Genomic DNA, 14,698 nt, shown 5'->3' with positions numbered 1-14,698 from the left:
CCGGCGGCCGCGCTCGCCGCCCCACCCGTCTGCGCGTGTGTCACCGCGGCGGTGACCACAACGGTCCCCGACCCGGCCGCGGCGCTCGCCGCGCCGCCCGCCGTGCCGTGGGTCGCCGCCGGGGTGACGGTCTTCGCCCCGGCCGCGGACACCGCGGCTGCCGCGGCCCCGGACAGCGCGTAGCCGGTGGGGCCGGTGACCAGCCGCCACCCGCCGGCCGCGGCCCGGGCGGCGGCGCCGCCGGTCTGCTCGTGGGTCGTCGACGGCTGCTCGTAGCTGACCTCGACCCACACCGCGTCCACCGCGACGGTGGTGGTGGTGGTCTGCACGCCCTTGGTGCCCGACACCCGCACCCGCAGATCCGCGAGCTGCGCGTACGGGATCGGCCCGGGCACGACGAACGCCTGATCGGTGAGCCCGGTCTGCTTGGTTAGCGTGGTCGGCGACCCGACCGGGGTACCGCCGAGGTACAGCTGCGCGGTGTGGCTGGTGATGCGGAAGGTGTCGGACACTGAGGAGCGGACGGTGACCATGACGCTGGTGGCGTCCCCGCCGGGCGGGAGCACCGCGTGCAACCCGAAGCCCGACAGCTCGACGGTGCCGGTGGTGCTGCGGGTGCCGGAGGTCCACGTCGCGGTGGCGTTGTCCGGGCCGCCGGTGGCGTTACCCAGCCCGGTCCAGGTCTGGGCGACCGCGGCGGCGGCGCCCGCGTAGACCGGGCCGGTGGTGGGCACCGCTCAGCCCCCGCTCAGCCGCCCAGCCCGAACTTGGGGGTCACCTTGATGGTGTCCCCCAGGGCCACCCCCGGGATCGCGGTCTCGTCGTCGAAGTTGCTGTAGAACACCGCCACCCCACCGGTCGCCGCAGTGGCCAACCCGAACCCGTTGATCGCGGTCGGGTCCGCCCCGGTGGCCTGCGGAAACGCCTTCTGCTCGGCTGTCACCGCGCGCACCGCCTGCGACCAGATCGTGTCCGCGCCCGCCGCCCCCCAGTCGGCGGCGTCCACCGCCACCCGGGCATAGCCGGGGAAGGCGGCCTCGGTCACCCCGGTCTCGGTGGCCAGCACCGCGTCCGCGGCCGGCACCGTGGACGCGGTCTGCGAGGTGAACAGGAACAGGTACAGATCGGTGGGGGCGGCACCGCCCTTCGGGACGATGCCCAGCAGGTAGTCCAGCCCCTCGTCGGGGAAGATCTCAGCCACGATCAGTCCTTCACAAGCTCGGGGTCCACAATGAACCGTCCTTGGGAGAACCGGACGGTCTCCCCGGACGGGTGGGACAGTTCTGCCTGGTAGAAGCCGCGCACCGACTTCCATCCGGTTGACAGCGCGGATGGCGGCTCGAAATAGATCCGCCCGTCGGGGGTGCGCCGCCACACCGAGTGGTCGGGCAGGTCGAGCAGCACGTCGCCGGTGCCGTCCTCCCGGCTGGCGACGACCGCGTGCACCAGGTAGCCGGGCGCGGTCAGGTCCAGCGGCTGGCCCGAGTCGGGGTCGGTGATGACCCAGTACTGGGGCTCGTAGGAGCCGGCCTCGACGATGAGGTCGGCCCGGACGGCGGGCATCAGGCGGCGTGCCGTGGCCGGTGGTCGCCCTCGCCGACCAGTGACGGAGTGCCGTCGCCGTGCACCGGGGCAGACGCGATCGACGTGAGCAGCGAGATCACCCCGGCGCCCAGGGAGACCCCACCGGCCAGCGGCCAGTCGACGGCCAGCACGTTGAACATCACGTCCCCGACCAGCCAGAGGCTGAGCAGCGACTGTGCCATGGTCTTGACGGACCGCTCGGCGGCGGACCGCCAGAACGCGACAGTAATCATCCGGATCTTCCCTCCGAGATCATCGAATCCGGGTCACGTGGACCGTGAGCCACGCCCAGAACATGAGGAACACGAGCGGCGCGGCGCGGCCCCACCGCCGGCGCGGGTGCACCCCGAGCCACCTGGCGAGCGTGCGCGACAGGGTCGGATGCCGGTCGCGGCGCAGCGCGGCGGCCTCCAACCAGGCGAAAGAGGAGAGGGTGGCGGCGGCCCACGCGGCCCACGCGAGATCCCAGGCCCGCCGACGGGTCACGCCGCCGAAGTCTCCGGCTCCGGCTCCGGCTCCGGCTCGGGGTCAGGGTCGGGGCCGAGCCGGGCGACGAGGGCGTCGGCGACCTGCCGGCCGATCCCAGCCTCGAGCAACGCCTCAGCGACCTGCCCGGCATCCCCCGCCGAGCCCAGACGGCCGAACTGCGCGTGCAACCAGGCCACGAGGTCGCCGGCGGTCCGCTCCCCCGCCACCCCAAACTGCAACGTCCGGTGCACCTCCCCGACCCTCCGCGCGAGGTCGGCGGCGGCAGGTGACGTCCACGGCGCGTGCACCAGATTGGCGTCCGACCATGCCAGCACCGCGCGCAGCGTGGTCGGCCGCTCCCGCTGGGCCTCGGTGATGTCGCCTTCGCGGTCGATCGGGGTGTCCAGGATCGCGTCGGCGATCTCGCGGGCGGTTGGCATGTTGTCCTCCTGTGCGAAACGGGGAATCCGGGCAAGCGGGTCAGCGAGCATCCAGTCGACCTGGCGGCGCAGCGCGCCCAGGTCCCAGAAGGCGGGGTCGATCTTGCGTCCGGCGGGGACCGCACACTCCAGGTGCCCGCACGCCCGCGAGGCGGGGCGGCGCAGGAAGTACAGGAGCGCGGCGACCAGCCGCGGATAGGCGTCCCGCTGGGCGGGGGTCCAGTCGTCGACGGTGCCGCGGGATTCGGCCTCGATGCCGAGGAATTCGTCGTTGAGGTCGGTGAACCCGGCCCAGCGGCTGGGTCCGGCGTGCCAGGCCACCCCGGACGCGAACACCAGGATGGTGCCGTCTCGGGCCAACCCCAGGTTCGCCAGCGGGCCGCGCAGACCCGCCCGACCGTAGCGGACCACCCCGAACGACGGGTAGTTGCCCGTCGGGCCGTCGGCGGTGTGGTGCAGCACCACACCCTCGAGCAGTCGGAAGTCGCCGTGGCCGCGGGTGCGCCAGCCGGCAACCTCGAGCACTGGGTAGCCGGTGAGCCGGGCCGCGTCGGCCAGCCAGAGCGCGCGGACCCCCATCAGTCCTCCAGGTCGTCGTAGGCGCCGACTGACTCGGGCCCGTCCGGGGCGGTCGGGTCGGCGATCCGCGCGGCCAGCGCTTCGCGCGCCGCATCGGGCGTCTTCGGCTGCTCCCGGCCGGCGTCCCACAGCTCGGCCTCGTAGTCCTCGGGCAGCCGGATCCCGTCCAGGCTCGTGGCGGGCTCGTGTTCGGCTTCGGCGTGCGCGCCGAGCTCGATGTCGCCGTACCGCTCGACCGCGTCCATCTCGCGGTAGGCGCGGGACTGCGCATCCAGTCGCAGCGGATCGCTCACTCGGCCTCCCTGCTCATTCGTTCGGTTCCGCGGGCGGTGGGGACTTGACGCAGGCAGTGCCGGTCTGCCCGTCCTGGTAGGTCACCTGCGCCTGCTCCTCGCCGGGCGGGCACACCGGACCAGCCGGGCCCGGTGGACCCTGCGGGCCAGCCGGCCCGGGCGGGCCGTCTTTGCCTGCGGCACCGTCGGCCCCGGCCTGGCCCCGCGGGCCCGGTTCGCCCCGACACTGCATCGGCTCCGAGAGGCACGGAGGGGACACCCCCGGCTCCCCTCGGGGACCTCGAGGCCCCGGCGGTCCTGGCGGGCCCATCGGGCCGGCCGGGCCGGGAATCGGGTCCCGCTCGACGCGCACCGCGGTCTCACACACCGGGCCGGTCAACCGGGCGGCGTCGCATTCGGCGCGGATCTGCGCGGCAAGCGACTGGGCCTGGGCGGCGGTGGCGTCCCGCTGCTGCGCGGTGACCTGCTGCGCGTCCTGCGCGTCCTGCCGCCCCACCCGAGCCACCAGCAACGAACCAACTAGGAACAGCACGGCGACCGCCGCGACGGCGAGCAGCAGCCACCGCGGACGGGTTTGCCGTGTCCGATGGCGGGCTCGGCTCAGCCAGCCCACGGCGGATCATCCTCTGGGCGACGCTGGTACATGGCGGTGTCCTCTGCCCGTCGCCGCCGGTCCCGCTCGGCGTCGAGGGCGGCGTTGACCTCGGCGAGTTGTCGGCGGAGCTCTTTGATGTCGGCTTTCAGCTGCGCGAGCTCGTCGTCGTGGGCCTGGTTGATCCGGCTGAGTTCGGCGGCGTGCCGTTCGGTGATCGCGGTGAGCTGGGTGCGGTAGTCGGTGCGGTCCTGCGCTTCGCGGCGCAGCGCCATCCCGAACAGGATGAGCAGGATGCCGGCGCCGCCAAGCTGGGGTGCGGCGCCGATGATCGCTGTGACGACGGCGTCCACCGGCGGGCCGCCCCTTCCCGTGCTGCCGGCCCGGTCAGGGACATAGGTCTGACCGGGCCGGCCGTGTGTCAGAGCGCGTAGACCCGCACCCAGTCGATCTCGTACTTCGCCGGCTGCATGTTGGTGCCGGAGAAGTTGTCGAGCTGGATGGTCAGGTGCCCGGAGGGCATGTCCTGGATGTTGGACCGGACCCCGGCGATGGCGCCGCCGGAGTAGCGGTACACCTCGGTGCCGTCGATGAACCCGGCGATGTGGTCGGGGGTCCACTCGATCGCGACGTTATGCGGCTCGTTGAGGTTGATGCCTGGAGTCATGCACCATCCGCCCTCCTGTTGCACGGGCAGGTTCGGGTGCGGGTAGTGGATGAAGTGCCCGGCGCAGGTGCCGTCCGGGGCGGCGTTCTCCCAGAAGTCGTACTCGCCACCGGCCGGCCACTGGTTCGAGGTCGGCCAGATGATCAGCAGCGGGTGGTAGGTGTTGCTGCCCGGCCCGGTCGAGGCGGACTGGACTCGGGCCTCCCAGCGGCCGTACTGCCGGTCGGACTTGGCGGCCATCCCGGCGGTGTCGCCGTCGGCCTCCCCGGTCTGGATCAGCTTCGAGCCGTTCACGGTGGCGGTGTGCACGCAGCGTCGGCCGTTGCCGGCGTGCCCGGGCCAGCACCCGTCGGTGCCGCCCTCGCCGTACACGCTCCACTTGGCCGGGTCCGGGGAGCCGGTGTAGTTGAACTCGTCGGCCCAGATCGGGGCGCCCCAGCCGAACTTCACCGCGGCCTCGGTGCCGTCCCCGCCCGGCGGGGGCTCGCTGGTGGGCGGCGGACTGGTCGGGTCGGTGGTGGGCGGGGGCGCGCCAGTGCCCGGGGTGGCCGCCACCACCACGTCGGGCAGCGGTCCCGCCGCGGTCTGCGGGGTCAGCGTGAAGTGGTACTCGCTGCCGTTGTGCAGCAGGTTCATCGTGAACGTGCGGGCCGCGGCGGCCAGGTCGGTGCCCCACGGGCCGTCCCCGCCGGTGTCGACGCCGTCGCGGGCGATGTGCCAGCCGGTGACATCGGTGCGGGTGGTGGTCCAATCGAGGCGGACCTGCCCGTCGCCGGGGGTGGCGGTCATCGCCACGTCGGCCGCCGGGGGCGGCGGCTCGGTGGTGGGCGGGGGCGGCTCGGTGGTCGGGCAGGGGGCAAGCCCGATTCCGGGCAGCGTGGTCGGTGCGGTCGGCGCCGCCAGCTCCACGCTCGGCAGGGTGATCTCGGTGCAGCCCCCGGCGTCGTCGATGACCTGGGTGGTGCCGCCGGAGAACTGGCAGCCGGTCAGGGCCAGCAGCCCGGACAGCAGCAGCGTCAGCCCGGCGGGCAGGCGGGAACGGGTAGACGACACGGAACCCCCAAACGGTCGGGTGTTATGACTGGTCAGCTGGGAATCCGGCCGAAGTAGCTGCCGGGGAACACCGCGCGTTCCTGCACGACGGTGCCGGGATGCGAGTTGTCGATCATCCGGCCGCCGCCGATGTAGATCCCGACGTGATGCGCCGGGGAGCCCACGAACACCAGGTCCCCCGGTCGGGCCTCGCCCGCGGGGATGCGGATTGTCCAGGCGGCCTGCGCGGTGGCGGTCCGCGGCGGGGAGATCCGCAGATCCTTCAGCGCCCGGTAGACCAGCCCGGAGCAGTCCATTCCGGCGCGGGTGGTGCCGCCCCACCGGTAGGGCGTCCCGGCGTAGGTGCGGGCCTGCGCGACGAGCCGCCCACCGAGCGACGAGGCCGGCGCCGTCGGTGCCGAAGTCGATGCGGTGGCCGGACCGTTGAGCGACAGCCGTTGGCCGGGGAAGATCCGGTTCGGGTTCGGCACGGCGCCGCGGTTAGCGGCATGGAGCTGTTGCCACGTTGTGCCGTGGTGGGCGGCGATCTCGGACAGGGTGTCGCCAGGCCGAACCACGTAGACGCCGCCTCCGGCCTGCGTGGGCTGGGCGGCGGGCGTTCCGTTCTTCGTTGTCTTCGGGGTCGCCTTGGGCTTGGCCGGCGCCGTCTGCCGCGGCGCCGTGCTGGTCTTGCCGGCCCAGCACGACTTCGACGCGGTCCAGGGGCGGAGGCCTTCTGCGGCGTAGGCCCGGTTGGCGATCTCGAGCTGCTGCTCGAACGTCGCGCCGATCGCGCGTGGGGCGTACTTGCCGCCGCCGTAGGCTCGCCAGGTGCCGTCGACGAACTGGAAGTAGCCGCTGGCCGTGGACGGCCCCGGGTTCTCGATGTTCCGGTTGCCGGACTCACAGGCGATGATCGGTCCCCAGTCCACCGCCGGCGCGAGTTCGGCAGCCTCGGCGGCGTCCGTGGCCAGCGCCGCGACCACCGCGCCCGTGGCTGCGGCCGCAGCCACGTTGCGCGCCGTGTGGCTCGGTCTGCGGTGGCGGCCTCGGTAGCGGTAGCGCTCAAGCAGCTTCGGCAAGACCCCTCCTCCGGGTTGCTGATTCGGTCAATCCGCGGGGGTCTGGGGTCGCCGTGCGGTAGCTACTGCTGGCGGAGCTCCGACGGGTTGAGCCGGGGCCGGATGTTCTCGACGACCTGCAGGCCGGCGTCGCGGAGCGCGGCGAGCCGGTCCCGGCCGAGAGTGCCGCCGCCGAGCGCCGTGACGGCCTGGGCTTCGATCTCGGCCCGCTGATCCGGCACGGTCATCGCCGAGACCTGGTCGAGTGGGAACCCGGCCTGGCCGCCGTCGTCGAACTCGACGATCACCTGTTCGGGCTGGTAGCCGACGACGAAACCCCGGATCGTCACGTCGGGTCGGGGGCTGGCCACGACCCGCTGGCGGACCGCGACCCACCGCTGCACGTCGGACATGCCAGCGCTCCTACGGGTATCGCTGAGTGGCCGACACGCTGTATTCCGTCGCGGTCGTCACCGAGAGGTCAGGATGCGCGTTCAGTGCAGTGATAACTGCATCGGTGAAATCAGGAAGTGAGAATGAACCAATTCTCGGAAGGCGATATGCCACAAACTGCATCCCTACATCCATGGTTTCCGATCCGTTATCCCATGAGATGGATAGGAAAACATTTGGGTATTCCATGAAGTATCCTTCTCTCAGTAATCGACCCCGGACGGCCCGAGGGCGACCCCCAGGTCGGTGATCCACAGCTGGGGGCGGCGGACGTCGGCCGACCACACGAAGTAGCTACGGGCGGAATCCCAGCCGACCACCGACAGCAGCACCGACAGCACGTGGTCGGCGGTGGGGACATAGAGCTGGTCGATCACACCCTGGTTGGGGATGCTGAACTCGCGCAGCGTCACCCACGACCCGCCCAGATCTGGGCTGGAGGTGGTCGGCTCGGACCCGTCGGTGGTGTGGGTCAAAAACAGATCCGCCCCGGAGTAGCCAGGTCCACTGACCCACACCCCAGCCCGAGCCGACACCAGATAGAGCCGGTCGGCCGTCACCGGGGCGTTGGCCGAGAGCACCAGCCGCCGGGTGCCGCCGGGGAACGAGGAGATGTGCCCGCCGGACCGGGTGCGGTAGCCGACGATCCCCTGCGCGGCGGCCGCGGCGGCGCCGCGGGCGACCCGGTCGGCCGGGTGCCGGGCCTGCCGGTCCAGCTCGCGCAGCCGCCGCTCGGTCTGCGGCTCGACGTCCTTCGTGGTCCGCGCGATCCGGGCCATCACGGACTCCCTGGGGTCAACCGCGCGCCGATCGTGGTCAGCTTCAGCTCGGCCGGGGTCATCGACACGGCGATGATCCGCCGCCGGGTGTCCACATCGTCCAGCCACGGATGCCCGGTCACGGTGAACCCGCCGGTGTCGCCGAGGTTCCACGTGGTCCGGTAGGCGGGGCCGGCGTCGGTGGGGGCGGCCAGGGTGATCTCCTCCACCGCCTGCGCGTATTGCTGCTGGTAGGACTTCGCCAGCGCGGCCAGCTGGTCCGGGTAGGCGTTCGACACGTTCGTGCGGTCGGCGCGCTCCAGCACCAGCCACGGGTCTCCGCGGTCGACCGCATACACCCCGACCAGCCGCCTCTTCTCGCCCCCGTCGACGTCGGGGGCGTCCCCGGCGGCATAGGCGACGGTCGCGGTCTCGGAATCGTCCAGGTCTCCCGACACGGCCACGAGCGGGAAATCCCACACCGCGTCGTCGTTCGGCCCACCTAGATGCGGGTCGCCGACCGCGACGTCCCACGACAGCGTCGCCATGTCCGGGGACAGCTGGGGGCGCAGCAGCACGTCCGGTCCGCCGTCGGCGTCGACCAGCTCGGCCACCGTCTCCCGGGTCGTACGCAGGTCCGCGCCGAGGTAGGTGACGGTCGCGCCCTCCGCGCCGGACTGCGCCGGCAGGCTCACGGGCAGGTTTCGGCCCGGCCCGGCGGTGGCGCGGGCCAGCAGCTCGAGTACCAGGTCGCGCGGCAGCAGCTCGCGCACCAGGTTCGCTGCCTCGTCGGCGGGGTCGTGCCAGTAGCCGTCGGCCACGACGGTGCGCCGCTCGTAGACCCAGTCCAGGGTGGCGCAGCCGATGTTCACGCCGGTCGCGTCCCAGCCGAGGGTCACCACCGGGCCGGCCCACAGCACCGTCCGATCGCGCACGATCGCCAGCGACACGCTGGACATGCCGGCGGCGATGCCGCGCAGCGTCGAGCGCAGGATCTGTCCTGCGCGGTCACGGCCGGGGAGGTCCACGGTGACGTCGCAGCGCCCGGCCTCCCCCCACGCGAGGGGTTCGTCGAACGACCAGCCGGGTTGGTCGATGCTGTCGACGATCTCGCCGGTGCGGGTGCGCGCCACCAGCACCTGGAAGTCCGGCAAGGTCACTGGATCTCGATCGTCCCGGTGATCGACAACACCGAGGAGATGGTGATCGGGTACTTGCCGGGCAGCTGCGGGATGCCGGTGCCGGCCGCGCCCGGCGCGTTGGCCGCCTTGAGGTTACCCAGCCCGGTGTAGGACTCGTTCATCGGGAACCGCGGCTGCAGCACCGTGGAGTTGGGCGGCAGGAAGCACGCCCCGGAGAACACCTTCTCGCCGCCCTCCGCGCCGGTGTAGAGCACGCACAGCACGTGGGTCTCCAGCCCGGTGCGCGAGGTCATCCCCGGCGGCAGCGTGGTGGTGATCGTGCCGGTGCCCGCGTTCACCCCGGAGTTGCCGAAAAAGAAGGTGTAGGCCAGGTCCAGGCGCTTGCCCGACACCAGGTAGCGGCCCAGCGCCTGCCCGTTCACCCCGAGGTTGACCGTGCCCGACGGGTTGCCGCCCTCGCCGGCGTAGGACAGCACCGGGGTCCACTGGGTCCAGGCGGCCGGGGACACCATCGGCACCCACTTGCCGCCGGTCCAGGCCTCGATCTGGCCGCTCTTGAAGCGGCGCAGGTCACCCTCGAAGGAGCCGTTGCGGGTGTCCCAGTCCTCGCACAGCCGGATCCCGCCCGGGGCCCGGGTCCACGAGTACAGCGCGATGACTTCCTGCGGGCCGGCGTTGGTGACCCGGGTACGGAACAGCGGGATGGTGTTGATCGGGGTGCCGGGAACGGACGGGTTGGAGGAGGCGGTGCCGGTCACGCTGCGCAGCCGATACTCGCCGGAGACGACCTCGCCGACGATCAGGTCCCAGCGGGACTGCCCGGACGCGGGAAGCGGCGTATCGAGGGGGCAGGTCAGCGACGCGGTGGTGGTGCACACCCAGGGGCCCGAGGCGTTCTCGACGATCGCCTGGTGCGCGGTCACGACGATGCTGGTGCCGCTGACGCTGGCGGTCGGGCCGGTCGACTCCACCACCCCGGTCTCGGCCTGGTAGGCGCTGCCCGGCGCCTTGGCCCAGGACGCGCCCAGCGCCAGCCGGGCCTCGCTCTCGGTGACCTTGAGCGTGGCCGCCCACGGGCTGACCAGGCTGTTCAACGAATTCCCCACTTAGACCCAGGCTCCCCTCGCGTGCACGGTCAGGCTCGATCCCGGCCCGGTCGTGCCCGACATGCGGAACGTGCGCACCTCGCCGGGCCGCAGCACCGGCCAGCCCCTGGACACCCACACCGCGCCGCGGGCGTTCTGCCCGCCCAGCACCGCCCCCCGGGCCGGGATCGGCACCGGGCAGCCGGGCACGTCGAACGCGGTGCGGGCGGTGCAGTTGACGAACAGCGACTCCCCGGCGGCAACGCCGCCGCGAACCCCGACCACCGACTGCGTGCCCAGGTCCTCGATCTGGACGTTGTTCGTCGGCCCGGTCACCTGCAGCACCAGCAGCGCATCCGCGGTGCCGGTGCCGGACACGGTGGCGTCGATGTAGGCCGGCGCGGTGCCCATGTCCAGCCCGGGCGCGGCGAAGTTCGCGCCCGACCCGCCGAAGTCGATCCCGCCAGAGCCGGGGTCGCCGCCCGACGCGGTGGCCGACACCCACGACAGGTCGTAGCGGTATGGGTCGGCCGCGACCAGCGGGATCGACCACCGCCACGCGTGCGGGGCGACCTGGTCGCACAGGATCTCGTCGGTCTGCTCGACGTAGGCGACGAGGGTGGCGCCGCTGCGCTGCTGCACTGCCAGCGAGTACCGCTCCCCAGGCTCCGGGCACAACGCGAGCACCCGATCGGCGTGCTGCTCGCCGATCGTCGGGTCGGGCGGGAAGAACGCGCCCTCGACGGTGATGTTGCGGGTGCCGCGGTAGGCCGCGGATCGGTGAGCCTCGTCCGCGGTGGCCCGCGGCGAATGCCGGGTCAGACGAGCAGGAGCAACGCGCCAACCCTCGAGCTTCTCGACAATCCAGCCGGTGCCAGTGTCGTCGACGTACTCGACCTGGTCGGTATGCGCGGCCGTGAGCGTGTCCAACGTGAGCAGCAGCATCTACCTGCGCCTCCGGGCCCACTGCCGGCGCCGCTCGATCGCCCCGGCCAGCCGGTCTAGCTCAGAGTCGGTCATCGGCTCGCGGGCGTGGATGACGACCGACGTCTCGGCACCGCTGTTGCTGTCGCCACCCCTGACCTGCTTGCTGATCAGATCCCACTGCTTGCTGGTCAGCACCGGCTCGGGCTTGCCAGTCCCGTTGAACACCGTCGACCAGCCGGTGGGCAGCAGGCCGCCGGAGTCGTAACCCCCGGGACGGCCATAGGCGGCCGGAAGCGATCCGTATCGGGCCTGGGCGTACCGCATGCTGGCGAGAACGTTGGCCAGGGGATCCCAGATGTCGTCCGGGGCCCGCGGATCGCGGTAGGCCCGGAACGTCGGGTCGATGACCTGCATCAGGCCCTTGGAGGGAGTGCCGCGGCGGGCGTTGATGTCCCACGTGTTGATCGCCCGCGGGTTGCCGCCGGACTCCTGGTTCATTCGGCGCAGCGTGATGCCGTCGAGGCTGAGCGGCAGCCCGAGCATCCGCAGCGCCTGATGGACCACACCCCGCCAGCGTTCAACGTTCCCTCCGCCGGCCGACGCGGCCGCGTCGGCCGCGTCGGCCTTGCCGAACAGAAAGTCGCGGGCATGCCCCCACGCCCAGTCGAACGCCTTGACCGGGAAGTCGCCGACCATCGTGCCGTTGCCGGGGAACGCGCCGGTGACCCAGCCACGGACCACCCCCGCGACCTCGTCGAGGATCCGCTGCACCTGCATCCGCGCGGTCTCGAAGAAGATCTGCGGCTTGCGGATCAGCACCCCGAGCGCATCGAGGAACCCGCCCTTCTCCACCCGAGCCCAGTGCACGTGGTCGTAGTGCTGGGCACGCGTGGCGGCGTTGTAGATGTGCGGGCGGCCGTTGAACAGGTTGATGCCCGGCGTGTAGATCAGCTCGTGCGAGTCGGGGTAGTTCGCGGCGATCCACCGGTTGATCGCCGCCATCGGGCCGCCCACGTCGATCGCCCGGCCCGCGCCGTGCTCGCCCGGGTCGCCCTTGCGGTAGGCGGAGTTGAGGGTGGCCGAGGGGAATGCTCCCTTGACGACCGCCCACAGCTCCTCCCACTTCACCGGGCCACCCTTGGCGAACCGGGGCAGATTCCCGGTCAGCGCCGCCGCGCGGAGGGCTTCGACGTAGCCGTGGCCGCCCGCAGCCCGGACCTCGGCCGCGGTCCACACGTGCTCGCCGTTGGACAGCAGCGCCGGGATCGAGTCCGACGTGCCGGTCCCGGGGCCGCGAACGCTCCCGCCGGTGGCCCACCCGGACAGGTCCACCTCGGGGAACCGTCCGAGATCGAACACGGAGGCGGCCTTCTCCCACAGCCAGCCGATGCCCTTGTTCCACACGGTCTCGATCACGAACCGGACCGGCGCCTTGAAGGCCTCCTTGATGCCCTCCCAGATCCGCTTGATGCCGTCGACGATCCGCCCAAACCCGATCTTGAAGTTCTCGGCGGCCTGGACGAAGAAGTCGAACGTCGGGCGGATGATGTGGTCGTAGACCCAGCGGAACGCGGCCCCGAGCGCATCCCACCCGGCCTTGATCCAGTCAAACACCGGCCGGAGCGCGTTGTTCCACAGCCAGGCCGCAGCAGCTGAGATCGCATCCCAGGTCGGCCTTAGGACGGATTCCCAGATGATTCGCATCCCCCGGAGCACTTCGCCCCAGTAAGACCAGACGTAGCCGAACACCGGCCGCAGCACGTTGTTCCACAACCACTGGGCGACCATGGCGACGGCGTCGAACACCGGCTTCAAGATCGTGTCCCAGACGAGCCGGAACACGGCGCCGAGGAACTCCCAGGCGGCGACGATCGGGCCGACGACGAGCACGACGATGATCTGCGCCAACAGCTTCGCGGCGGCCCCGATGAACCCGAACACCGGTTGCAAAACAGTGTTCCACAACCAGGAGGCGATCTCGCCGATGAAGGTGAATGCCGGCCGGATCGCGTTCTCCCACAGCCATGTCGCGGCAGCGCCGACGGCCTTGAACGCCACCATCAGGGCGTCGATCACCGGCTTGAGCACGTTGTTCCACGCCCATGACGCGGCGGCTTGGATGCCTTCCCAGGCGCCCTGCACGATCGCGCGGAAGGTCTCCGACTTTTGGTAGGCGAGGACGATCGCCGCGACCAGCCCGGCGAGCAGCGCGACCACCAGGACGATCGGGTTCGCCGCCATCACCGCGTTGATCAAGCCTTGGACGACCGCCCAGGCCCGGCCGGCGATCGCGGCGGCGTTCATCGCCAGGTTGTAGGCGGTGGTGGCGATTGCGGCCCCGTTGAGCACGAGCGCGAACGCGCCGATCCCGGCGGCGAGCGGCACGAGCCACTGCTGGTTGCGCTGCACCCAGCCGCCGAACGCGGAGAACGCCGGCACCACCACGTTCGACAGGACCGACCCGATCAGCGAGAACGCCGGCCCGAGCACCGTTTGCAGCACCGACCCGACGGTGGTGAGGAACGGGATCACGTGGTTGCCGAGCACATCGGTGGCCAGCGTCATCGCCTGCCGCTTGAACATCTCGATCTTGCTGGCGGCGGTGTCGCCGAGGGTCTGGTTCATCCGCTCGGCCGCGCCGCCGACCTGCCCGAGCGCCGACACCGCGGTGGCCGGGTTGATCGCATACAGGGCGGCACCCAGGTCCTCGGCCTGGGTGCCGAACAGCGCGACCGCGGCCTGCGACTGGGCGACCGGGTCCTTCATGCCGCGCAGCCGGTCCATCACCAGCTGCAGCGCATCCGACGCCGGTTTGCCGCCCCGCGCGATCTGCTGGGCCATCCGCTCGGCGTCCAGCCCGAGCGCCCGGAACCCCTCGGCGGTGGTCTTCGACCCGTCCACCGCCCGGATCGAGAATTCCTTCAACGCATCCGCGACGAGGTCCGCCGAGCGGGCACCGGCCGACAGGCCCTGGGTGATGATCCCGGTCGCGGTCGCCCCGTCGAGCCCGAGCTTCTGGAACTGCACCGAGTACTCGGTGAGCGTGTCCAGGAAGTCCCCGGCCTTGTCGGCTCCCTGCTGGAACCCGACGGTGACGATGTCGAGAGCCGCCTCAGCGTTCGGGGCCAGCCCGGACCGCAGCATCGTGCCCACCGCCGCCGTCGCCCCGGCCAGGTCGACCCCGAAGGTGTCGGCCAGGCTGAGCACGGTCCCGGTGACGGTCTTCAAGGTGGCATCGCTGCGGGTGGCGGCATCCCCGATGTTGCGGGTGACCTCCACCATCGCCTCGTTGACCTGCTCGATCGACTCGCCGTAGGCGCTGGAGTACAGCTCCCCCGCGAGCCGGCCGTACCGCTGCGCCTGCGGCCCGGTCAAACCGAGCTGGGCGGACATCTTCGCGTTCGCCGACTGCAGGTCGATCGCGTTGGAGACCGCGGCGGCCAAGGCGACCCCGATGGACGCCCCGACCGCGGCGATCCCGGCGATCTTCGACGAGAACCCTGCCTTGGTGGACTCGCCGAGGTCCTCGCCGGCCTTCTTCCCGGCCTTCGAGGTCTCCCCGACGAGGCCTTCGGTCAGGTTCTGACCGAAGTTCTTCATCGACGGGAGGATGTCCA

The 14,698-nt window shown here is 71.7% G+C and carries 17 protein-coding genes; all 17 read right to left on the bottom strand.

Translation table 11 applies throughout. The features are described from left to right. Nucleotides 1–734 (bottom strand): hypothetical protein (locus ACFQE5_RS01945; protein ID WP_449301259.1); only part of this gene is annotated, 734 nt, incomplete at its 3' end. 14 nt (nucleotides 735–748) lie between these two features. Continuing rightward, the gene (locus ACFQE5_RS01940; RefSeq protein WP_379582063.1) at nucleotides 749–1,201 is read right to left on the bottom strand and encodes a phage tail fiber protein; all 453 of its coding nucleotides are present in this window, start codon (nucleotides 1,199–1,201) and stop codon (nucleotides 749–751) included. 2 nt (nucleotides 1,202–1,203) lie between these two features. Further along, nucleotides 1,204–1,563 (bottom strand): hypothetical protein, encoded by a 360-nt coding sequence (locus tag ACFQE5_RS01935; RefSeq protein WP_379582061.1) that lies wholly within the window; start codon nucleotides 1,561–1,563, stop codon nucleotides 1,204–1,206. Continuing rightward, the gene (locus ACFQE5_RS01930) at nucleotides 1,563–1,817 is read right to left on the bottom strand and encodes a holin (RefSeq protein WP_379582059.1); all 255 of its coding nucleotides are present in this window, start codon (nucleotides 1,815–1,817) and stop codon (nucleotides 1,563–1,565) included. Before ACFQE5_RS01930 ends, ACFQE5_RS01935 begins: the two co-directional genes overlap by 1 nt. Nucleotides 1,818–1,836: 19 nt before the next feature. Then, the gene (locus ACFQE5_RS01925; protein ID WP_379582057.1) at nucleotides 1,837–2,070 is read right to left on the bottom strand and encodes a hypothetical protein; all 234 of its coding nucleotides are present in this window, start codon (nucleotides 2,068–2,070) and stop codon (nucleotides 1,837–1,839) included. Then, nucleotides 2,067–3,071 (bottom strand): N-acetylmuramoyl-L-alanine amidase, encoded by a 1,005-nt coding sequence (locus ACFQE5_RS01920; protein WP_379582055.1) that lies wholly within the window; start codon nucleotides 3,069–3,071, stop codon nucleotides 2,067–2,069. Before ACFQE5_RS01920 ends, ACFQE5_RS01925 begins: the two co-directional genes overlap by 4 nt. After that, the gene (locus ACFQE5_RS01915) at nucleotides 3,071–3,364 is read right to left on the bottom strand and encodes a hypothetical protein (protein ID WP_379582053.1); all 294 of its coding nucleotides are present in this window, start codon (nucleotides 3,362–3,364) and stop codon (nucleotides 3,071–3,073) included. The genes ACFQE5_RS01920 and ACFQE5_RS01915 overlap by 1 nt, the downstream gene beginning before the upstream one ends. 13 nt (nucleotides 3,365–3,377) lie before the next feature. Further along, nucleotides 3,378–3,977 (bottom strand): hypothetical protein, encoded by a 600-nt coding sequence (locus tag ACFQE5_RS01910; RefSeq protein ID WP_379582051.1) that lies wholly within the window; start codon nucleotides 3,975–3,977, stop codon nucleotides 3,378–3,380. After that, on the bottom strand, nucleotides 3,965–4,309 hold the full coding sequence (locus ACFQE5_RS01905) for a hypothetical protein (protein WP_379582049.1): 345 nt from the start codon (nucleotides 4,307–4,309) through the stop codon (nucleotides 3,965–3,967). The genes ACFQE5_RS01910 and ACFQE5_RS01905 overlap by 13 nt, the downstream gene beginning before the upstream one ends. A 68-nt stretch (nucleotides 4,310–4,377) precedes the next feature. Then, nucleotides 4,378–5,676 (bottom strand): glycoside hydrolase family 16 protein, encoded by a 1,299-nt coding sequence (locus tag ACFQE5_RS01900; protein ID WP_379582047.1) that lies wholly within the window; start codon nucleotides 5,674–5,676, stop codon nucleotides 4,378–4,380. Nucleotides 5,677–5,708: 32 nt separating this feature from the next. Beyond that, nucleotides 5,709–6,737, bottom strand: coding sequence for a C40 family peptidase (locus ACFQE5_RS01895; protein WP_379582045.1), 1,029 nt, complete (start codon nucleotides 6,735–6,737; stop codon nucleotides 5,709–5,711). 62 nt (nucleotides 6,738–6,799) lie between these two features. Next, nucleotides 6,800–7,129 (bottom strand): hypothetical protein, encoded by a 330-nt coding sequence (locus ACFQE5_RS01890; RefSeq protein ID WP_379582043.1) that lies wholly within the window; start codon nucleotides 7,127–7,129, stop codon nucleotides 6,800–6,802. A 243-nt stretch (nucleotides 7,130–7,372) separates the two neighbouring features. Further along, nucleotides 7,373–7,948, bottom strand: a complete 576-nt coding sequence (locus tag ACFQE5_RS01885) for a hypothetical protein (protein ID WP_379582041.1) — start codon at nucleotides 7,946–7,948, stop codon at nucleotides 7,373–7,375. Beyond that, on the bottom strand, nucleotides 7,948–9,087 hold the full coding sequence (locus ACFQE5_RS01880; RefSeq protein WP_379582039.1) for a hypothetical protein: 1,140 nt from the start codon (nucleotides 9,085–9,087) through the stop codon (nucleotides 7,948–7,950). Before ACFQE5_RS01880 ends, ACFQE5_RS01885 begins: the two co-directional genes overlap by 1 nt. Further along, the gene (locus ACFQE5_RS01875) at nucleotides 9,084–10,175 is read right to left on the bottom strand and encodes a hypothetical protein (protein WP_379582037.1); all 1,092 of its coding nucleotides are present in this window, start codon (nucleotides 10,173–10,175) and stop codon (nucleotides 9,084–9,086) included. Before ACFQE5_RS01875 ends, ACFQE5_RS01880 begins: the two co-directional genes overlap by 4 nt. Beyond that, nucleotides 10,176–11,099, bottom strand: a complete 924-nt coding sequence (locus ACFQE5_RS01870) for a hypothetical protein (RefSeq protein ID WP_379582035.1) — start codon at nucleotides 11,097–11,099, stop codon at nucleotides 10,176–10,178. Continuing rightward, on the bottom strand, nucleotides 11,100–14,681 hold the full coding sequence (locus ACFQE5_RS01865) for a phage tail tape measure protein (RefSeq protein WP_379582033.1): 3,582 nt from the start codon (nucleotides 14,679–14,681) through the stop codon (nucleotides 11,100–11,102). Nucleotides 14,682–14,698: the final 17 nt, after the last annotated feature.

The sequence above is a fragment of the Pseudonocardia hispaniensis genome (assembly GCF_042658695.1).
GTDB classification, from domain to species: Bacteria; Actinomycetota; Actinomycetes; order Mycobacteriales; family Pseudonocardiaceae; genus Pseudonocardia; species Pseudonocardia hispaniensis.
Note: the sequence above shows the minus strand (reverse complement) of the source record. Positions and strands in the feature narration are given on the sequence as shown.

What these genes read in the sequence shown, in the direction of transcription:
- ACFQE5_RS01930 (WP_379582059.1), bottom strand. Translation starts at nt 1,817, where the DNA reads ATGATTACTGTCGCGTTCTGGCGGTCCGCCGCCGAGCGGTCCGTCAAG.
- ACFQE5_RS01885 (WP_379582041.1), bottom strand. Translation starts at nt 7,948, where the DNA reads ATGGCCCGGATCGCGCGGACCACGAAGGACGTCGAGCCGCAGACCGAG.
- ACFQE5_RS01870 (WP_379582035.1), bottom strand. Translation starts at nt 11,099, where the DNA reads ATGCTGCTGCTCACGTTGGACACGCTCACGGCCGCGCATACCGACCAG.
- ACFQE5_RS01865 (WP_379582033.1), bottom strand. Translation starts at nt 14,681, where the DNA reads ATGAAGAACTTCGGTCAGAACCTGACCGAAGGCCTCGTCGGGGAGACC.
- ACFQE5_RS01920 (WP_379582055.1), bottom strand. Translation starts at nt 3,071, where the DNA reads ATGGGGGTCCGCGCGCTCTGGCTGGCCGACGCGGCCCGGCTCACCGGC.
- ACFQE5_RS01935 (WP_379582061.1), bottom strand. Translation starts at nt 1,563, where the DNA reads ATGCCCGCCGTCCGGGCCGACCTCATCGTCGAGGCCGGCTCCTACGAG.
- ACFQE5_RS01890 (WP_379582043.1), bottom strand. Translation starts at nt 7,129, where the DNA reads ATGTCCGACGTGCAGCGGTGGGTCGCGGTCCGCCAGCGGGTCGTGGCC.